We start from the raw sequence: 20,974 nt of genomic DNA, 5'->3' as shown, positions 1-20,974 counted from the left end.
CATACAAAATCCTCGGATCTCAAATCTTTGTCTGGCGCAGCCAAGGCTCAGCTGCGCGTCTCCCTGGCCACCACCTGGGCGGCCTCGATCAATGCGGCGTGTTGGGCGGCCAGCCCGCCCTGACGGGCCAAGGCCAGCTGCTGGCTGAAGGAGGGCTTGCCCGGCAGACGTGCCTCGGCCGTCTCAGCCCCCTCTCGTGATGCTGCGCGTGCCTCCCCCTCGGCCGGCCGGTCTGCGTCGGCAGGCGCATCGGCAGCGTCAGTCGGCGTCTCTGCTGCCGCCTCGGCCTGACCGGGCTGGAGCTTGAGGGTTGCCGTCGTCTGCTGTCCGTTCAGGTCGCGAGCCACGATCTCGACCGTCACCGTGCCAGCGCCCGGAGGCGGCGTGCCCTTGAACGTGGCCGTTTGCGGATCGAACGTCAGCCAGTCCGGCAACGGCGAGCCATCGGCCAGGCGTGCCTCGAGACGGAGGACAGCCGCAGGGTCCCGGTGCAGGAACATATCCAGCGGCAGGGCGAAGACGAACGGGCCATCCAGCACCCGGGCATCCAGCACCGGCTGCAAAGCGCTGAGCCGCGGCTCGCTCTCCCAGGCCGGAGCCAGAGCGTTTCGGCCGTCCCGGTCAGACGGCGAGCCGAACAGGCTGCCTTGCGGCGCGCCTGAGATCACGGTCAGGATCGGCGCCCGTGGCGCCCCGATCCCGGATCCGGACACCTGACTGCTTGGAGCCGGTGCCTCGGACGGCGGGGCCGGAGCCGCCGCAGGCGGCACATGCACCGGCGGCGCGGGCGGTTGCGGTACAGGCTCCGCCGGATTGTCATAGGACAGGGTGAAGGAAACGGCGGCAGTCGCGCCCTGCTGGTCCGTGGCGGTGATGACAAGAGTCAGCGCCCCCACGCCCTCCGGCGGTCGGCCGCTCAGCGTCAGGCTGCCGGCATCGAACCGCAGCCAGGACGGCAACGGAGTCCCATCGGCCAGAGCGGCCCCATAGTGCAGCGTGTCGCCCGCGTCCGCATCGGCAAAGGCATCACCCGGCAGCGCCAGGCTGTTGTCGCCGCCGCGCCAGATGACGTCCGGCAGCGGCCCGGTGCTGACCGGCGCATCGTTGACCGGGGCGACATCCAGCTGGATCGTGGTCTGGCCGGTTTTGGCCCCGCCCGCGCCCGTGTTGCCGTTGTCGGTCACCTCAACCGTCAAGGTCTGGCTGGCCGTGCTGTCCCGCGCGGTGGTGTAGGTGACGCTGCCGCTTGCAAGGTAAGCGTTGAGGTCGGCCAGATTTCCGGTCAGGGTCAGGCTTTGGCCCGCGCCGCCAATCACGACGCCCGAGCCGCTCGAAGCGGCGAGCGTGCCGCTGCCGACTGTCAGGGTCACGCTGATCGGCGCATTGCCCGCATCCACATCCGCAATCACGATGCCGGTCAGCGGCGAGGCCACGTCCTCAGTCACGGTGATGGCCTCGGGTGCCGTCAGCACCGGCGCATCATTGACGGGGGTCGCCTCGAGCGTGAGTGTGCCGTCCGGCCCGGTGCCGGCGCTGTCGCGAATGCTGACCGCGAGCTGAACGCTCTGGTCCCGGTTGGCCGCCGGGGTGAAGGTAAGCGCTGCCAGCGCCGCATTGACGTCGGCGACCGAACCCGAGACCGACCAGACGCCGGTCATCACATCGAAGCGGGCCGTGGCGCTGCCGAAGGTGCCGGTGCTGAGCACGCCGGCTTTGGGGTCGCTCAGGGTCAGCGTTGCGGTGACGGTCTCGCCCGCATCCACATCGCGGACGACGATACTGCCGAGACCGACCGGGTCGCCGTCCTCGACAAACGGCACCGTTCGGGTGAGGCCGCCAGCTGTTGGCGCATCGTTGACCGGCGAAGCCTCGAGCGTGAGCGTGCCGTCCGGACCGGTGCCGGCGCTGTCACGGATGCTGACCGCAAGCTGGACGCTCTGATCCCGGTTGGCCGCCGGGGTGAAGGTGAGCGCTGCCAGCGCTGCGTTGACGTCGACGACCGAACCCGAGACCGACCAGACGCCGGTCATCGCATCGAAGCGGGCCGTGGCGCTGCCGAAGGTGCCGGTGCTGAGCACGCCGGCTTTGGGGTCGCTCAGGGTCAGCGTCGCGGTGACGGTCTCGCCCGCATCCACGTCGCGGACGACGATACCGCCGAGACCGACCGGGCCGCCATCCTCGACAAACGGCACCGTTCGGGTGAGGCCATCAGCTGTTGGCGCATCATTGACCGAGGTGACATCCAGCTGGATCGTGGTCTGGCCGGTTTTGGCCCCGCCCGTGCCGGTGTTGCCGTTGTCGGTCACCGCAACCGTCAAGGTCTGGCTGGCCGTGCTGTCCCGCGCGGTGGTGTAGGTGACGCTGGCGCTGGCAAGGTAAGCGTTGAGGTCGGCCAGATTTCCGGTCAGGGTCAGGCTTTGGCCCGCGCCAGCAACCACGACGCCCGAGCCGCTCGAAGCGGCGAGCGTGCCGCTGCCGACTGTCAGGGTCACGCTGATCGGCGCGTTGCCCGCATCAACATCCGCAATCACGATGCCGGTCAGCGGCGAGGCCACGTCCTCGATTACACCAATGAGCACAGGAGCAGTGACCACCGGCGCATCGTTGACCGCCTCCACGCTCAGCGAGACCGTGTCGGTTGCAGCGGAGAACGCGGACGTACCGCCGGTGCCTGAGGCCGTAATATCGGCCATTCCGCCGTTGCTGCCGGCGCTCTGGTCCCAGGCGCGAATGGTGAGCGCTGCAGCCAGCGTGCCGTTCCAGTTGGCATTCGGCTCGAAGTGCACCCGGGTGTTGGCATCGGCCGCCAGCAGGCGCGCCGTGCTTTCACCTGGCGTGCCAAGCATCGACCAGCTTGCGCCGCCATCGGTTGTAAACCACCAGGTGCCGTGGCTCGTGTCCGCCCCGACAATGGCGATGCCGCGCGCCAGGGTCAGGTCCGCGTCGGAAATGCCGCCGACCAGCTCCGACACCAGCGTGCCCGAGGCGACGCCGGCAACAGGAGCGCCGCCGTCCTCCGCAATCGGGTCCAGCGTCAGATTGGTATCCGCCAGCACCGGCGCATCGTTGAGCAGGACAATCGAGACGGCTCTGGTGCTTGCCGCAGAGCTTGCGCTGCCGTCGCTCACAACGATGCTGACCGTCCGGCTCGCGGCCTCCGGCGCGCCGGCGGTATTGGCATAGCCGACGGTGCGCAGCGCGGCCTGCCACTGGGCAAGCGTTGCGGTTCCTCCGGCCGAGGTCAGCGTCAGGACGCCGGTTGCGGCGTTGTAGCTGCCGGTGATGTTGCCCATGGTGGTGCCATCATTGACGAAGGCGAGGAGATCCTGCCCGGCGTGAAAGTTGCCGGTAATCGCAACCGTCGCGGACGCCAGGGTCGGGCTGTCGATATCCGAGAGCGTCAGGCCTGCGTCCAGTGCAACCGGCACCGAACCTTCCGTGTAGACCGCGGTCCCGCCGCCGGGCGTGATGACCGGCGCGTCGTTGACCGCAGTCACGTTCAGCTGCACCGTCGTGTGGTCAGTCAGGGCGCCGCCTGCGCCGGTGTTGCCATTGTCGTTGACGCTGATCGTCAGGGTCTGGCTGGCCGTGCTGTCGCGCGCGGTGATGTAGGTGGCGTTGCCGCCGGCCAGATAGGCGTTGAGGTCGGCCACGCTGCCCGTCAGGGTCAGGCTTTGGCCCGTACCGCCGACCACGACGCCGCCCCCGCTGGTGGCCAGGAGCGAGCCGGCCGGCACAGACAGGGTCACGGTGATCGGGTTTGTTCCCGCATCCACATCCGCAACCGAGATGCCGGTCAGCGGTGATGCCAGATCCTCGGTCACACCGATCTGAGCCGGAGCCGTGATCGTCGGTGCATCGTTGACCGCGGCAATCGCAAGCGCGACGGTCGTGCTGTCAGTCTGAGCCCCGCCGCTGCCCGAGTTGCCGTTGTCGGTGACGCTGACGGTCAGAATCCGGGTGCCGCTGTCGTTCGCAGCCGGCGTATAGCTGACGAGGCCACTCGCGAGGTAGGTGTTGAGGTTGGCCTGGCTGCCGGTCAGGGTCAGGGTCCGGGCGTCGATCGTGGTGCCGACCGAGACGCTGAACGCGTTGATTGCTGAAAGCGCACCGGCCGGCACGGACAGGGTCACCGTCATCATGCCGGACCCTGCATCCACATCTGAAATCGTGATGCCGGTCAGCGGCGAGGCCACGTCTTCGGTCAGGCTAATGCTGGCAGGTGCTGTGATCACCGGCGCGTCGTTGACCGCAGTCACGTTCAGCTGCACCGTCGTGTGGTCGGTCAGGGCGCCGCCAGAGCCGGTATTGCCATTGTCGCTGATGCTGACCGTCAGGGTCTGGCTGGCCGTGCTGTCGCGCGCGGTGGTGTAGGCGGCATTACCGCCGGCAAGATAGGCGTTGAGGTCGGCCAGGCTGCCGGTCAGGGTCAGGCTTTGGCCCGTACCGCCGACCACGACGCCGCCCCCGCTGGTGGCGGCGAGCGTACCGCTGCCCACCGACAGCGTTACGGTGACCGGCGCGCTGCCGGCATCCACGTCCGTAAACGAAATACCGGTCAGGGGAGTGGTCACGTCCTCGACCACACCAATCTGGAGCGGCGCTGCAATAACTGGTGCATCGTTGACCGCTTCGACACTGAGCGAAACCGTGTCGGTTGCAGTGGAGAAGGGCACAGTGCCGCCCGTGCCGATGGCGCTGATATTGGCCATGCCGCCATTGCTGCCTGCGCTCATGTCCCAGGCGCGGATCGTCAGGGCTGCGGGCAGCACACCATTCCAGTTGGCGTTCGGCGCGAAGTGCAGCCGGGTGTTGGCGTCGGCTGCCAGCAGGCGTGCCGCCGCTTCAGCGGGCGTGCCGAGCGCCGACCAGCTTGCACCCCCATTCGTGGTGAACCACCAGGTACCGTGGCTGGCGTCCGCCCCGACAATGGCGATGCCGCGCGGCAAGGTCAGATCCGCGTCAGAAATACCTCCGACCAGCTCCGACACCAGCGTGCCTGACGCAACCCCGTTTACCGGTGCACCGCCGTCTTCCACGACCGGATCCAGCGTCAGATCGGTATCTGCCAGCACCGGCGCGTCGTTAACGTCAACCACGGTGACCGCGGTGGTCACGCTGTTGGACGCACCGCCGCTGCTCTCGTCAAACACGGTGAACGTAATGGCACGCGTTGGGGTGGCCCCGCCACCTGAGGGGGCGTCACTGCTGGAGCTGTAGGTTATCGAGCGGAGGGCAGCCTGCATTTCAGCCAGGGTGCCGGGGCCTGTCAAAGTCAGCAGCCCGGTTGCGGCATCATAGCTGGCAGTGAACGGGCCAGGCACGCCAAGCGCCAGCGTGTCTCCGACGCGAACGTCCGAAATCTGCACGGTCGCGCCCGCGACATTTGTGCTGTCGATGTCCGTAACCGACAGAGCCGGCGCAATCACCACCGGCGCGCCGCCCTCCGTCCAGGAGACAGTTCCGCCCCCTGTCAGCAAAGGATTGGCGCGGACAGTGAAAGCATAGAAGCTGTCGCTGGTGTTGGCGGCAGCGACATTGCCGGCGGTGTCGCTGAATACCGTGCCATCCCACCGGACGGCGATCGTCTTACCAAGGGGAAGGCTTGTCGATGGGCTGATCACGATCGTATCAGTGCCCCAGCCGCTGATGGCGGGAGAGGCAAACGCAATCGTCTCGAAAACCGCGCCGTCGGTCACGTTGTACAGGGTAATGAACCCGCCGCTGGCCGGCATTATGGCCAGCTCATCAAAGCGCAAGGAGATATCGCTGTCGGGGTCGACGCCTACGGCATTAGCCGCCGGCGCTGATGCGGCAGTGTCAAGAGTAGGCGCGGTCGTGTCTATCGTGATGGCGAGCGGCGCAGACTGCGCGCTTACATTGCCTGCATTATCGATGGCGCGTGCGGTAATGTTATAGGTGCCATTGCCCAGCGCAGTAGCTGTAAATTGCCAACTACCGTCCGACGCTGCCGTCGTCGTGCCAATCAGAGTTCCGTTGGCATAGATTTCCATCTGCGCATACGCTTCGGCGGTACCACTGAAGGTCGGCGTTGCATCGTTGGTCAGGTTATCTGTGTCAGATAGGCCGGTGTCGCTGCCCGCCGTCAGGTCCGGTATCGAAGGGGCGGCCGGTGCTGTGGTGTCGACATGCAGCGATAGGGCGCTCGATGCAGATGCGTTGCCTGCCGCGTCTCGAGCAGCCGCCTTGATGAAATGCACGCCATTGCCAAGCGTTGCAGTGATGGACCAGACGCCTGCTCCGTTGGCCGTCGCAGTTCCCAGGCTTTCGCCCGCATCGACGACACCATTGCCGTTGGCGTCATTGAACAGCTCGACCGTGCTGCCGGCCCCGGCCGTGCCGGTGAAGGTGGGGTTCGTGTCATTTGTAATATTGTCGGCGTTGGAAATACCGGTATCGCTTGCGGCGCTCAGGTCTGGCGTCGAAGGCGCAGCGGGCGGCGTGGTGTCGATCGTGACACTCAGCCCAGGCGATGCAATACCGAAGTTTCCGGCGGCATCGCGCCCGCGGGCCTTGATGGTCCAGTTACCCTCCGGCAGATCGGAGGTCGGGGTGATCGACCACTCGCCGCTCTGATTGGCAATGGCATTGCCCAGGTGCCAGTTTAAAGGATCACTGGGGTCGCCGTTCCCGGCATTGTCGATGAACAACTGAATGATCGCGCCGGCCTCCGCCGTTCCGCTGAAACCGGGGCGGACCACATTCGTCAGATTGTCGGTATTCGATGATCCGCTATCGCTTTCTGCCTGCATGTTCGGCGGGCTGACGACAGGACCAGTCGTGTCGATCGTGATAACGGTCGCAGCAGAGATCGCGCTTTCATTGCCAACTTCATCCACGGCGCGCACAACAATTGAATGGCTGCCCTCTGAAAGCGCCGAGGTTGTGATGGACCAGTTTCCAGTTGAATCGGCCAAGACAGAGCCGCGAGCATTGCCGTTTCCATCATAGAGCGTAACAGTGCTGTTCGCCTCGGCCGTGCCTGTGAACGTCGGCGTCGTATCGTTGGTCAGATTGTCCGTTGGCGAACTACCACTATCACTCCCGGCAACCAGATCCGGCGTCGACGGCGCGGCCGGCGGCGTGAAGTCGAGGTGGATCTCGCCGTTACCTGCGCTGGCCCCCGCCGAGTCAACAACTTGCGTGGTGATGAAGACATCGCCGGTCCAGCTGCCCGCCATCACGAACGCCACCTCCGCCAGAGCCGCGTTCACGTCCGCCACCGAGCCCGTCACCGCCCATACGCCGGTGCCGGGATTGAAGGTGGATGTGGCCGAGCCGTGCGTACCGGTGCTGAGCGAACCTGCCGCCGGGTTGCTCATCGTCAGTGTCGCAGTCACGACTTCGTCGCTATCCGGATCGGTGACGACAATATCGCCAAGCTCGGTGCGGCTATAAGCTCCAACTGGATTTCCGCGCAAATGCTGAGTCAGGTTTGTCGCCGTCGGCGCGGTGTTGGCGGGAGGAACCGGGTCCGTTGTTGCACCGGAAACCGTAAAATCGACGAGGTTGAAGGCGGTTTGGGAGGTGCCAACAGAGACCGTGTAATAGATCCTGAAGGTGTCGATCAGAACATCCTGGAACGGTGTATAGTCAATTGGATATTCGGGATTGACGCCCGGCCCGTCATCGATTGGCGTCGTCTTCGCTACAATCTCGCCATTTGCAAATCCGACCACGTAGACATCGGTGAAACTGGCGTCGGAGCTGTCGTCATACTCACCAATCGTTGCCGTTGTAATATTAAAACTGCCAGTGGAGGCGACGGTCACCTCGAGATAGGAGATGTACGAACTGCTAGCAGGATTGCTGTCGGCAATATAAGCGCCAAACCCATCGGCTGAGAGGTTGCTATTTCCTCCGCTGCCATCAAAGCGGGTCAGTCTGAAATAACCGTCGGCTGTAATGCCAACGTTGTTCGAAATCGAAATGCCTATAAACGTCTGCGTCCCGTCCGGAATGCTCAGCAGATAATCGTATGTCTCGTTGAGTCGATCGATATCGAGAGCAGTCGAGACGGCAATGTCGCCGCTGTAGGCTTCGAGAGCCCAGTTGCCCCCAAGGCGCTCTGCCCCGGTACTGTCGGTGGAAGCCGCGATATCGGCACCAGTCAGTGCGGCCAGCTTGTTCAGGAACTCCATGCCCTTGGCGTCCGCTCCAACGTCGCAGCCCCAGAGTTGAATGTCTCCCTCCTGCGTCAGCGCCTTGCCGATGGTTGCCAGCGCCTCAGACTGTGCATCCATGTTAGCCGCATTGAGCGATCCTTTGCCCAGATGCAGCACACCGTTACCGCCATGGCTGATGATATGGATCGCATCCACATCAGACCGGCCCCCCAGGGCCTGAGCCATCTGGGCGACGCCGTCCTGATCGCCACCCAGGAGAATGATCTCGGCACCTGGGTTTACGGCGTCGATAAGTGCCTGATAGTCTGGCACCCGCTTGTCGACAAAGACGATCTCGGTCCGGTCGCGGGGGGCGGCCTGCATGACCGGCGGCACTGGCTCGACCGCGGCATCAGGAGCGACATCCCTGCCGGTGTCATGCCAGCCGGTATCACCGGAGCCGGTCGAGACATCTGCGGCCGCAGTTGCAGCGGCCGCGCCGTCGAACATGAAACGCTGCTCGAGGGCCAGCATCATGAAACGCGGCTGGCGTTCCTGACCCTGCTTGTCCTTAGCTGCGGGCAGTTCAGCGGAGCTGCGGGAGCGAGACTTCTTGGCCATGTGCTTAATCCGTTTTCTTATTCTGCCGCCGCAGCATGCGGCTCCCGCTTCGCGACAATCATGCGCGCGCGGCTGTTGCTCAGGTCTCGCCAGAACGACAAGGCATCCAGACGCTCGAAGAGATCAGGCGGCAGGACGGTCTGCCGCCGGACAGGCTGCACCTTGGGCTGAACCCGATGCAGACCGGGAAGGCCAAGCTGCTGGTCGAATTCCGGTGCATCGAAGACGACATTCTCAAAGTCGTGCTCGAACCAGGGTTCGCCGACGAACTCGTAGATTAGACGCAGCACCCGCTCGGGGGCCGCCGTCAGCAGATCAAAGTCCACCAGAAGCAGCCGATCAGCATGCTCGCCGTAGACCGCCTCTTTGAGGGCCGACCAGGCAAAGCCGACGAAGCGATCCTGCTGCGCCAAGGTCTCGACACGGGTGAAGACCGTTGAGCGCTCGGTGTCGCTGTTGGACAGGCGGCTTTTCTGAAAGGGATGCTTGCGGATCAGGCGTTCGATACTGTCCATGATCCAGGCAACGCTGCGGACGCAGCAGATCACCTTGGCTTCGGGGAACAGCCGCATCAGGGCCGGCAGGCGGGCGCACCAGGCGCGGTTGGTGTCAAACACCACGCTCTTGTCGCTCTGATCAGCATAGTAGGAATCGAACAGCCCCTTGAGGATGCGTTCTCGATGCGCATCCGTCAGCATGACGGACGTCTCGTTCCAGGTGCCCATGGCATTGCGGGTGGAGTGGAACAGCGAGCCCAGCGGCCCCGAAATATTGGCGTAAAAGGCCGGGTTCTGTCGCAGAAGGGCTGATAGAAGCGTCGACCCGGAGCGCGGCAGGCCGGAGATGAAATGATAGCGCGTCATGGACGGGAGTCCGCCTCAAGTCCTGCCGGCGAGCACGGCGCCTTATTAACCCACTGCACGCTCAAATCCCCCGAACAGCCTACACAACGATCCCGGCCCCTTCGGGACAGGCTCTAGAAGGCGCAGCACTAATACGTGCCGCTCCGCCCTCCGGATAGCCGACAAAACCCTACAAAAAAATTAATCAATTCGTTTTTGTCGACAAAATTCCTGCTTTTCTTGCAGAAATTTGCGTTGCCCGCGTATCGTCTGGCCTGTCTTGAGCAGACGGGCTCTCTCGGGCGAGCAGCCAGCGCCCCAGCCAACGCCGGGTCGTCGCCGGACCTTGCCTGTGCGCCTTGGCGTCCCCCTCAGTCCTGATAGGGCCGACCTGACTGCGATCTCGCATGCAGCAAGGGGGGCTGCAACGATCCCAGGGGTCCTGCGTTTCCCGCTCAAGGTTCCGCCTGGTCTCTGCCGTGCCGCAGCCGATGTGTCATTTGCGCTGATTGAGCATACAGCCAACACTCGGATACGGAGGATCAGATGATCATGCTGCGACGGGCCGCCGCTGAGCTTGTGGGAACCTTCTGGCTGGTGTTTGGCGGCTGCGGCAGTGCCGTCCTGGCCGCCGCCTTTCCTGACCTTGGCATCGGCTTTCTCGGCGTCGCGCTCGCCTTTGGCCTATCCGTGCTGACCATGGCCTATTCGGTGGGCCATATCTCGGGGAGCCATTTCAATCCGGCCGTGACCATCGGGCTGTTTGTCGGCGGGCGTTTTCCCGCTCGCGATATTCTGCCCTACATCATCGCGCAGGTTCTGGGGGCCATATTGGCCGCCTGGATACTGTACCTGATCGCCAGTGGCCAGCCGGCCTATGATCTGGGCACGGACGGCCTTGCAACCAACGGGTACGGCGAAGGCTCGCCGGGCGGTTATTCCCTGGTATCGGGTTTTTTGATCGAGGTCATCCTGACTCTGGGGTTTGTGGTCATCATCCTGGGCTCGACAGACACCCGTGCGCCTCAGGGCTTTGCGCCGATTGCGATCGGCCTCGCCCTCACCCTGATCCATCTTATCAGCATTCCTGTGACCAATACCTCGGTCAATCCGGCGCGCAGCACCGGTCCGGCGGTGATTGCAGGCGGCCTTGCCCTCCAACAGCTCTGGCTGTTCTGGGTGGCGCCGATCCTCGGCGCCGTCCTGGGCGGTATGCTCTACCGGGCGATTGCGCCAGCTGCTGCCCGCATTGATCCCAATATCACCGGCGAGCCCCACCGGACACCGCAGCCATAGGTCGTGCGCCCCTGCGCAGAAGATGGTGCAGGCCGCGCCATGCCGGGCAATGTCCGCCGTGCGCAGGCTTTCCTACCAACCAGTCTGCCGGCTCTCCGACGTGACGGCACTGAATTGCTCACTTTCAAGTACCTCAGTATTTCATTGACGGTCCGTTTTCCCGGACGCCATAAATGTCTTTCCAGACGATGAACCCTGAACCATGCGGGCGACTACGGGGGCGACCTTGAAAATGCAGGTTATCCTGAAAATTCTGGCCGGCAGCCCATCGCAGGGCAGCGCTTCGAGAAAGCCGCAGCGTCCTGGCTGGTGAGACAGAAGCGGTGGCATTCCAGCGCCGATCGCCGGCCCCGGCACGCGCCGCTTCGAAGGCCTGTCACCCATGTATTCCATATAAACCGTCGAATAAGGATTAGCTGCCCAATGAAACGGTGGTGCATCAGTTTCCTTTCAATGGCGCTCTGCCTGGCCTCCATCAACCTTCCCGCCACGGCGGCCGCAACGGATGTTTCGGCGGACCAGAGCCTGCGCACGCTCTACGAGGCCGACTGGGCCTGGAGCATGCGCGAGAACGCCTGGATTGAAGACGGCGAGGGAGGATTTACCAGTGCCGACCGCCTGCCGCGGGTCGATGCTGCCACGCAGAAACGCCGCGCCGCGCACTGGCGGGAAATGCTGGCAGCGCTCGAGCGGGTTCCGCTCGCCAAGCTTTCGGATGAAGAGCGGGTGAACGCAGCAGTGTTCCGCACCAATCTCGAACACGCTCTCACTGATGCGCGCTTCCGCGAATGGGAGATGCCCTTCAACAGCGACAGCTCCTTCTGGACGTACCTCGACGCCCGCCGCCCGTTCCGCACGGCAGAGGAATACCGTCGTTACATTTCCCGGATGCGGGACCTTCCCCGCTATTTTGGCGAGCATATCCAGAACATGCGCTCAGGCCTCGCCCGGGGCTTCTCGGTGCCGCGCGCAACCCTGGACGGACGCGAGCAGTCGATCGCAACCTACGCCGAGGCGAACGTCGAGGCGAACCCGTTCTACGCTGCATTCGCATCGATGCCGGGCACCATTCCGGCGGACGAGCAGGCAGCCCTGCGAGAGGAGGCGAAGGCGGCCATCCGCGATGCCGTCATTCCGGCCTATTCCACTTTGCGCACGTTCTTCCGCGACGAGTACCTGCCCAAGGCCCGCGCCACGCTTGCAGCCACCGCTATGCCGGACGGTGAGGCCTTCTACGCAGCACAGATCAAGAAATACACCACACTCGACCTCACCGCTGAGCAGATCCACGAAATCGGCCTCAAGGAAGTCGCCCGCATCAATGCCGAGATGCGTCAGGTCATGAAGGACAGCGGCTTCAAGGGCAGCTTCGAGGAGTTTCTGGTATTCCTGCGCACCGATCCGCAGTTCTACGCCAAGACGCCCGACGAGCTGCTGAGCTTCTCGGCCTGGGTTGCCAAGCGGGTCGACGGCAAGATCGGGGATACAATCGGCTTCCTGCCGCGCCGCCGCTTCACCATCATACCGGTGCCGGACGCGCTCGCGCCCTTCTATACTGCCGGGCGCGGCGGGCTCGGGAGCTGCCAGATGAACACCTACAACCTGCCAAGCCGGCCGCTCTACAACATCCCGGCGCTGACGCTGCACGAATGCGCGCCCGGCCACAGTCTCCAGGCGGCACTGGCCGAGGAGCAGCCCGAGCGTCCGGCCTTCCGGCGCAATACCTACTTCTCGGGCTACGGCGAAGGCTGGGGTCTCTACACCGAGTGGCTCGGCATAGGGATGGGCATCTACCGCACGCCCTATGAACATTTCGGCCGGCTGTCCTACGAGATGTGGCGGGCCGCGCGCCTGGTCATCGACACCGGCATTCACCACTACGGTTGGTCGCGGGACAAGGCGATCGAGTATCTGGCCGGACATACCGCGCTGTCGCGGCACGAGGTCGAGACCGAAGTCGACCGTTACATCAGCTGGCCCGGCCAGGCGCTGGCCTACAAGCTTGGCGAGCTGACCATCCGGCGCCTGCGCACCGAGGCTGAGGAAAAGCTCAGCCGCAACTTCGACCAGCGCCGCTTCCACGATACCATTCTTGCACTCGGCTCGGTGCCGCTGCCGGTTCTGGAGGCGGAGATCCGCCGCTTTATCGGGGATGAGCTGAAGCGCACCGCAACGGCTGAAAAGGCACAGCCCGGCACCGGCGCGAAGTAACATGCCCTGACCGGAGGCAGCTCAGCACGTCTGAGCCGCCCCCGCGACATCTCCGGCATTCGGGCTCCGCCCGAACCGGTTGACGCAAAGTCGGGATCGGTTTGAGATCATCAAAGCGGCCTCGGACCGGAGGTGCTGCGCACATGTCTGGATGCCTGGGCCACCCCGTCGCCTATAGTCCTGCCCCGGAAGCTCTGAATGGTTCTGCTTGCCGCGCTTCTCACCCTGGCCGTTAGTGGCGCCGCACCCGCCCAGCCCCAGCTGATCGACATCGAGGCGCCAGGGCCAAATGGCGCGCTCAAGGGAACGCTCGCCGGACCCATGGCTCCGGATCGGCCCGTTGTCCTGATCATTCCCAGCTCCGGCTCGACGGACCGCGACGGCAACAACCCGCTCGGCGTGAGGGCCGCCCCCTACAGACTGCTCGCCAGTGGCCTGGCGGATCGGCGGATCGGGGGATCGCCAGCGTTCGGATCGACAAAAGAGGTATGTTCGCAAGTGCTGCAGCCAGCCCCGACCCGAACGCTGTGACCATGGACGATTACGCCCCCGATACACAGACCTGGATCGCCGCTGTCCGGCAACGCACGGGCGCTCGCTGCGTCTGGCTGCTGGGACACAGCGAAGGCGGACTGGTTGCCCTCGCCGCTGCAGCGCGGCGATCATGGTGAGATACGCCTGCACCCGTGACAATCGGCAGGAGTATTTTTTGAAAAATATTGCTGAGGCGACACTCGTCCGCCTGCCAGGCTACGCGGCAGGGCTCCGTCTTCCCCTGAATACGCCGCGCTCAAGGGCTGCAAAGGTCTCCCAGGCACCCCCAGCACGGCAAATAAATCCGTACCTTGGGGCGACATGTCCCCAACAAGCTGGCCCGACTACAGCGCTTCGGATCCGCCACAGCCCTGTAGATAGGGCGCATCGCCTGGCACAGCACCGATAGTCCCCATAGCTTCCCGCAATGTTAAGGTGCCCTGTGCTTGGCGGCAGATGGCTGTCCATGACATACCTTCAGCATGGCCTGTCCAATCGCACCGGCCTGCAGCCGATCAGATAATCGGCCCGGCTTTCACCCGCCTCGGGTCGCTGTTTGCTGGCGATCTGCCAGCGGGTTCAGCCAGCCGAGCCGCTCGACCCGCCGGCACCGGCAGGACCGCCACCTGCATCCTGGCCTTCGACCATGCCGCCGCTTCCCGCTCCATCGGTATCTGCACCCTCCGCAGGGCTTGCGCCGGTCATGTTGTTCTTATCTTCCTTTCTCTGGTCTTTATCCTTCATCATATCGGCGGCCTGGTTCGGATCGGCACGGCCGGTATGTCTGGTGGTATCGCCCGATGAAGCATCGCCTGCGCCTGCTGGCTGTTGCGTTTTCTTCTCGTCTGTCATTCCCAGGTCTCCTTGTTCATATCAGGGTCCGCTGTGGTTCGCTTCTTTGGAAAGCAGCCCGAATGCACCATGCCGGACAGCGCAGCATTTCAGCAGGAGCGCGCATTGCCAGTGGCATTCATGGCCGCAGGCACCTTGACTTGCATGGTCCCCCGCTCCGTTCGGGACGGCGGGAGGCCCCTTGGGGCTATGGAGGGAAACGCAGGATCGCAGGATTTGCTGCCCGCTGCCGGTCGACGAAAAGGCTGCGGGGCCGTGTGCGCATTCCAGCCCCCTGAGCGCTTGCCTGCCCTGGCTGCTCCGAGCCAATCTTCCGTGCGGCACCGGCTCGGGGCCGGTCAGGCTGGCCTGACGTTCCTGACGACGAACCGACTGCGCGGCAAGGCTGGAAGTCGCGACCAGTCTATGCGTAAATCCTGTTCGGGCACGTCATAGCGGATCCGATGCACGAGCATGTCGAGCCCCTGCTTCATGATCGCCAAGGTAATCCATTCACCGGCGCAACGGTGACCGCTGGCGTGATGTCCGCCCCCTTGCGGGATAAGGTTAAACAAATCACCATCCGACTGCAGAAACCGCGCGGGCTCGAAGTCATCAGGCCGCTCCCAGGTGCGCGGATCATGGTTGGTTCCATGCAGATCCAGGATCACCCGTCGGCCGGCCGGGAACCGGTAGCCGCGCCACTTGAACGCGTGCCGGGCCCGCGCTGCCACGGCCGGGAAGAAGGGATAATATCTGCGTACTTCCTGAACGAAGGCGTCCTTATATTCTGGAGCTGCACTTCGCAGCGTCTCCCTTACGACCGGGTTCTCGTGCAGAGCATGGGCGATGAAGAGAATATAAACCGAAACCGCCACGACCGGCCTTATGACATTCAGCAGTTCCACTGCGGCCACGCGGGGAGGGAGCAGTTGTCCATCCAGGTCCCGATGCCGTGCAATAGCGCAGACGATCGACTCTTCGGGCGGCCGGAGTGTTCCGCTGCGGATGTCGGCGACAATGCCGGCCATCCAGCGCTCGGCCCGCTTACGCGAAAACCGCGACCACAAATGTCTAATGCCTGCCGATCCCGCATGATCGAACAGGGCGACAATTTCCCGAATGCGCATCGGTGCATCCCTGCCCTCAAGCGGAACGCCCACCCAGGCACACACGCCGCGCGCCAGAAGATCGTGAAGTCCGAAGTAGAGCGTCACCTCCTGCTGTTTCGCCCAATCCTCTATGCTGGCGTTCCACTGCGCGGCCAGGCGCTCCAGCAATCCTTCGAACCGCCCGGGCAGCATCAGCGACAGGAAGATGTGCTTGCGATGGCGGTGCGCCTCGTCGTCAAGCCCCTGTACGCCTCCATGGCCGATCAGGGTGCTCATGATCGGCTCGGGCATTGCCCCCAAGCGCATGAAGCGGTCAGCGTCATAGAAGAGCCGGGCCGCAGCCGGACCGGTCATGCAGATGGTCTTCCCGAGAAGAAGCCTTGCCTCGAACAGATCAGACCCGAAGCGGCGGCATCGCTGCATAATAAAACGGTAGGGATCCTGATAAAGTGCCAACGTTGAATCCAGAAGGCTGTCGCGCGGCATCCGGGGCATGAGTTCGGTCCGTTCCAACAGTTCTATTCCCGCTTCGCAAATCTGGCCGTTTGCAGGTCGTTCCATCGCCAGCACGGGCTGAGGCGGAAAACAACAGCTCACTAACGCGCCGGCAGCAGCCAAGGCTCCCGACCTCTGCTCTGCGAGCGGAACAGATGCAGGCTTTGCCTGCACCGCCAGGAGACGCAGCGGTCGCCTTCTGGAGAACAGCCGTTCGGGTATCCTGCCGATCAGCAGCCGTTATCGGTGGCATCCTCCCCAAATGCCGCATCCGTTCTCCGCCCTTGACCTGTCAGAATGGAGATTTACCAAGAAACCCTCTCGATGTCGGGCGACGCCGACAGCATGACGACCGTGGGTCGGATGCGGGACTACACGATCGGCACAGGGATCTCGCCCGATGGGCTCGCGCGGCTGGCCTTTGCTGGTATCGACGCAAAACAGTTCCGGATCATCACGCATCCCGAGATGACGGATAATGCTTATCGGCGGCGCAGCGGGAATGTCCTGACGCGCACCAATCCCAGCCCTGAAGCCTATGGCTTTTGAACCTGTGAGCCCGGATCAAGCCAAGGCGGCCGAGGGTGCCCGGCCTGCCGGTCAGGAGGCCAGGCTGGCCTGGCCTCCTGTTGGCGGCAGAAGAAGGATCAGAAGTCGAGGCTGATCTCGATCCCGTAGCTTGCCGGCTCGCCGATCGCGTAGCTCTGGCTAAAATAGCCCTGCACGATATCGCCGTTGCCGATGAGATGGGCCTTGTACCGATTGTCGGTGATGTTGCGCCCCCAAAGGGCAAAGCGGATCTCGCGATCGTTTGCCAACTCGCGGGTGTAGGTCAGGCGCGCATCAAGCAGATCCCGGGACGGCAGGACGTAGAAGTCGCGGCCTGCAACATCCGGTCCGGCACCGGCTGTCATATAAGCCTTGTCTTTCCACTGGTAGGCCACATGGGCGGCCAGATTGCCATTGTCAAAGCGCAGGAAGGTCCAGTCTGCGGACAGGGAAACGCTGTGCTTGGGCGAGAACGGCAACACATAGCGCCCGGAGATGTCCTGGCCGATCGTATAGCCAAGCTGGGCGGCAAGCGGGCTCAGGTTGGGGTCGAACTCGCTGCCAGCCTCGACGCGGATGCCGCTCAGCTTCTGATGCAGATAGGCGTAGGAGGCGGTCAGCGTCAGATCATCGGTTGCCGCCAGGGTGATATCAGCTTCGGCACCGTTGACTCGCGCCTTGCCGGCATTGACCGTATCGGTGATCGAGCGATCCGTTTCCACCGGCGACGTGTCGAGTTGCAGGTCCTTGTAGTCCATGCTGAAGCCGGCAACGTTGACCCGGAGCCTGCGGTCCAGCCAGTCCGACTTGAGGCCGACTTCGTAGCTCGTCACCTTCTCCGGCGAGAAGGTCCGGGTGAAATTGAGGCCGGACTCGTTCGAGCCGCCGGCGCGGTAGCCAGTCGCGACCTTGCCGTAGACGGTGACATCATCCGTCACCTTGTAGTTTGCCGTGAACGATGGGTTGAAACGGCTGAAATCCTGCTCGTTGCTGATGCCGGCCTCGGGCGGCCGGGCATTAAAGGAGATGCCGGGCGCCACAGTGAAGATCGAAGTCAGGCTGCGGGTCGCCTTGCGGCTGTCATCGGTGTAGCGCGCGCCGACGGTCAGATCGAGGCGGTCCTCGAGAACGGCCGGTGTCCAGGTCACCTGCGCATAGGCTGCCTTGGACTTGGAAAGCGCATCCACCTGACGGTTGTTGGCAACCGTGCCAGCGCCGAGCAGGTCGATGTCGTTCACCTGATCATGGCTTGCCTTTTCACGGAAATAGAACAAACCTGCCACATACTCGATCCGGTTGCCGATCGAACCGACGGCCTGGAATTCCTGCGTATACTGCCGACTGTCGATGTCATCTAGGGTGACGAAACCGACGCCGAAGTTCTCGGCATAGTCCTGATAAGCCTTGAATTTCAAATCCCGCATCCCGGAGAGCGAGCGCAGCGTCAGGCTATCGGAGGCTTCCCATTCGATCGTGAGCGAGTGACCATCAAACTCCGTGATGCTCTCGGGCAGGTCGACCGGGCGCCAGGTCTTGCGCGGATTGGCATTGTAACCGGGGATGACGCCCACGAGGGACGGATTGACGTAGTAGATGGGCGTGCTCTCGACCCGGCCGCGATCGTAGGCGTAGTCCACGGTGACGGTATCGGACGGCGTCCAGCGCACCGCTGCACGGCCGGCCAGCTGCTCTTCCTTGTCGTAGCTGTTGCCGCCCTCGTTCTTGACCCAGCCGTTGTGATTGGAGGCAAGGACCGTAAACTTGACGGCAAAGTCGCCAAATGCCGGAAGATCGACGTTGGTCATGCTGCGGACCCGGTCACGGTTTCCAAGCGTCAGCTGTTGACGCAAATCGAACTCGCCGGATGGCTTGCGGCTGACCACGTTGACAGCGCCGCCCGTGGTGTTGCGGCCGTAGAGCGTTCCTTGCGGGCCGCGCAGGATTTCGACGCGCTCGACATCCGCCAGGTCGACCGTCGAGGTCTGCGGACGCGACAGGTAGAAGCCATCAAGATAAATGCCGACCGAGCCGTCCTTGGTGATCTGCATCGGGTCGTTGACGCCAAGGCCGCGGATGTAAAGCGTCACCGTATTGGAAGAGCTGGGGTAAGGCGCCGAGTAAAGGCTTGGCGAGCTCTGCGCCAGGGTTGCAACGTTGGTCACGCCCATCTTTGCAAGCGAGTCACTGGTAAAGGCGCTGATCGCGATCGGCGTATCCTGGAGATTCTCAGCTCGCTTCTGGGCAGTCACGACGATCTCCTCGAGGCCGCGCGTTGCCTGTGTCTGGACGGCGCTGGTCTCGCCAGCCGGTGTCACCGTTTGTCCATGGGCTCCGCCAGCGGCAAGGGATATTGTTGCCAGCAGGCTTGCCTTGATCATCTTCATTTGTTTCTCCCCCAATGTTTTCTTATCAAAGCCCGCGTCTCGGGCGGGTTCTTGTCATCTGTCGGTTCAGGGCGCTGCCAACCGCAGGGCGCCACCCCGGTGAGGATGCGCCATCTTGGTTGAGGTGAAATTTGGTGGAAGTCGCCGAGTGACCGGGACGGCAGGATGCCGCCATGTGGCACGCCCCTGTCGTTCGCTGTCGCGCCGAAACGATTTCACGCAGCTACCCTATCCAAAACCACAGACACTTCGTCCTGTATGCACAGCGACGCGGGCAGGCTAGCGTACCCCAAAGCCCTGCAATACATTCAAATTGACTAGGTGAAGGAGGCTTGGCGGGGTCAGGCCGCTTGAGCGCACAGGCAAAACCCTCAGCCGAAGGCAACCCAATCTGGCCGGTTTCGCCGATGGCCTTCGCATGAGGTGCGGGTGACCAGTCCGGTGCAATCCGCTCTTGCCGGCGGGCACATGCGCTCTCAAGTCATGCGGCCGAGCCCTGTCCTCGTCGCTGACAGGCAGGACGCGCGCCCTCTGCTCCCCCGCAGGTGACGCCATAGGGGGGGCAAACAGATGAAATGCCTGCCGGGCGGGGCCGCTCGCTCAGTCCGCCCCAGGGCTGGCATCAGCCGTGCCAGTTGCGGGCTGTTGGCAAGGCAGCCCGCATGGTTCTGCTAAACGCTCATTCAGTACCGCTGACCGATACCGCCGTCATGGTAGAGGGAGGCACCGGTGACGAAGCGTGCTTCCTCCGATGCCAGGTAGACAAAGGCGTGTGCGGTGTCTTCAGGCTGGCTTGAAATTTTGAGCGGCCCCATTCCGGCAATGGCCGCCTCGGCGGCCTCGGGCGTCTCCCAGAGGCCAGCAGCGACATAATCATTGAGGCCCTCATAAATGAGAGGTGTCATCGTCAGTCCAGGATGGACCGAATTGACGCGGATCTTCCTCGGCCCGAACTCGATCGCGCCGCAGAGCGTCAGCATGCGCCCCGCCGCCTTGGAGACATGATAGCCGATATTGTTGGCATTGGGCATGTAGGACGCCATCGAGAGGTTATTGATGATCGCACCACCGCCAGCAAAGCGCCCTGCCGCCTCCGCCAGCGCAGGTGCACAGAGTTTCATGCCGAGAAACAGGGCATCGTGATTGACCGCCATGACCTTGCGCAGGTCTTCAAGCGACGTATCGGCAATCCCGGCATGCACGGAGATCCCGGCATTATTGACGAGCACATCAATGCCGCCCCAGTCGCCGATCGTCTCATCGATCACGCGCCGCCAGTCCTCTTCGCTGGTGACGTCATGCTCGGCCAGCCGGAAACGCCCGGCCCCATAAGCGCTTTCAACACGCGATACGATCGCGTCGGCCTCGTCGCGCCGGAAATCGGTGCCGACAACCGCCTTGGCGCCTTCGCGCAAAAAAGCCTCGCAGATTGCAAGCCCGATATTGCCGATCCGCCCTGCCCCCGTGACGACGGCAACCTTGCCTTCCAAGCGACCCATTCTTGATACTCCCGCTTAGCCCTGTTGTTCTTGTCTTGCACCCCGGCCCCGGACCGGGCTGTTTTAGAGCAGGTCAAAATGCTCTTTTCTTGGCCCGCGCATCTCGTTCCAGTAATCAACCAGGCGATATGGCCATGACCGGAACACGCGGCCGCGCGCGTTCTTGTAATTGTTCTTGGCCTTGGGATGGCTCCAGATCATCTGCTCCATGCGCTTGTCGATCTGGGCATTCCAGGCATCGAAGGCGTCCCGGCGCGGCTCGATTGCCTTCTTCTTGCTGGATATCGTCCAGTCCAGGCACTCGATGATGTAGTTGATCTGGACCTCGGAGACGAGGTTCTGGCCCGCAGCATGGTTCGGCGCACTGTTGGGCCCGACGGTCAGGAAGTAATTGGGGTAGCCGGGCAATGTCACCCCGAGATAGGACCGCGGATCGTCCGAGCCCCATTCGTCCCTGAGGTTGCGGCCGTCGCG

General features: G+C 63.5%; 11 protein-coding genes and 1 pseudogene. 5 read left to right on the top strand and 7 right to left on the bottom strand.

Features of this window, described 5'->3' with window-relative positions:
* Positions 1–47: 47 nt before the first annotated feature.
* Positions 48–8,747 carry an Ig-like domain-containing protein gene (locus tag VIG90_RS02665; RefSeq protein WP_331591882.1) on the bottom strand — a complete coding sequence of 2,900 codons (8,700 nt, stop codon included), beginning with the start codon at positions 8,745–8,747 and terminating at the stop codon, positions 48–50.
* Between the two features lie 17 nt (positions 8,748–8,764).
* The gene (locus tag VIG90_RS02660; protein WP_331591881.1) at positions 8,765–9,610 is read right to left on the bottom strand and encodes a sulfotransferase; all 846 of its coding nucleotides are present in this window, start codon (positions 9,608–9,610) and stop codon (positions 8,765–8,767) included.
* 531 nt (positions 9,611–10,141) lie between these two features.
* Here VIG90_RS02660 and aqpZ point away from each other — a divergent pair.
* The 4 genes from aqpZ to VIG90_RS02640 all read left to right on the top strand — a co-directional run bounded on the left by aqpZ (position 10,142) and on the right by VIG90_RS02640 (position 13,767).
* On the top strand, positions 10,142–10,885 hold the full coding sequence (gene aqpZ / locus VIG90_RS02655; RefSeq protein WP_414695463.1) for an aquaporin Z: 744 nt from the start codon (positions 10,142–10,144) through the stop codon (positions 10,883–10,885).
* A gap of 423 nt (positions 10,886–11,308) precedes the next feature.
* A complete protein-coding gene (locus VIG90_RS02650; RefSeq protein ID WP_414695462.1) occupies positions 11,309–13,096 on the top strand; it encodes a DUF885 domain-containing protein in 1,788 nt (595 codons plus the stop codon).
* A 198-nt stretch (positions 13,097–13,294) separates the two neighbouring features.
* Positions 13,295–13,627 carry a hypothetical protein gene (locus tag VIG90_RS02645; protein ID WP_331591938.1) on the top strand — a complete coding sequence of 111 codons (333 nt, stop codon included), beginning with the start codon at positions 13,295–13,297 and terminating at the stop codon, positions 13,625–13,627.
* Positions 13,585–13,767, top strand: a complete 183-nt coding sequence (locus VIG90_RS02640; protein ID WP_331591879.1) for a hypothetical protein — start codon at positions 13,585–13,587, stop codon at positions 13,765–13,767. The genes VIG90_RS02645 and VIG90_RS02640 overlap by 43 nt, the downstream gene beginning before the upstream one ends.
* Positions 13,768–14,209: 442 nt before the next feature.
* Here VIG90_RS02640 and VIG90_RS02635 read toward each other — a convergent pair whose 3' ends face one another.
* Positions 14,210–14,482 carry a hypothetical protein gene (locus VIG90_RS02635; protein ID WP_331591877.1) on the bottom strand — a complete coding sequence of 91 codons (273 nt, stop codon included), beginning with the start codon at positions 14,480–14,482 and terminating at the stop codon, positions 14,210–14,212.
* A gap of 338 nt (positions 14,483–14,820) precedes the next feature.
* On the bottom strand, positions 14,821–16,086 hold the full coding sequence (locus tag VIG90_RS02630) for a cytochrome P450 (protein WP_331591876.1): 1,266 nt from the start codon (positions 16,084–16,086) through the stop codon (positions 14,821–14,823).
* A gap of 279 nt (positions 16,087–16,365) precedes the next feature.
* On the opposite strand from VIG90_RS02630, the gene VIG90_RS02625 reads away from it, so the two are divergent.
* On the top strand, positions 16,366–16,617 hold the full coding sequence (locus tag VIG90_RS02625) for a hypothetical protein (protein WP_331591875.1): 252 nt from the start codon (positions 16,366–16,368) through the stop codon (positions 16,615–16,617).
* Positions 16,618–16,715: 98 nt separating this feature from the next.
* Here the strand turns inward: VIG90_RS02625 and VIG90_RS02620 are convergent, their stop codons facing one another.
* The 3 genes and pseudogenes from VIG90_RS02620 to VIG90_RS02610 form a co-directional block, all read right to left on the bottom strand.
* Positions 16,716–19,001 (bottom strand): TonB-dependent receptor, encoded by a 2,286-nt coding sequence (locus VIG90_RS02620; protein ID WP_331591874.1) that lies wholly within the window; start codon positions 18,999–19,001, stop codon positions 16,716–16,718.
* Between the two features lie 683 nt (positions 19,002–19,684).
* Positions 19,685–20,500 carry an SDR family NAD(P)-dependent oxidoreductase gene (locus VIG90_RS02615; RefSeq protein ID WP_331591873.1) on the bottom strand — a complete coding sequence of 272 codons (816 nt, stop codon included), beginning with the start codon at positions 20,498–20,500 and terminating at the stop codon, positions 19,685–19,687.
* A gap of 63 nt (positions 20,501–20,563) precedes the next feature.
* A pseudogene (locus VIG90_RS02610) lies at positions 20,564–20,974 on the bottom strand (NAD(P)/FAD-dependent oxidoreductase); the annotation flags it as partial.

Source organism: Pedomonas sp. (assembly GCF_036515995.1).
Lineage (GTDB): Bacteria > Pseudomonadota > Alphaproteobacteria > Sphingomonadales > Sphingomonadaceae > Pedomonas.
This window is presented reverse-complemented; position numbering and strand designations above follow the sequence as displayed.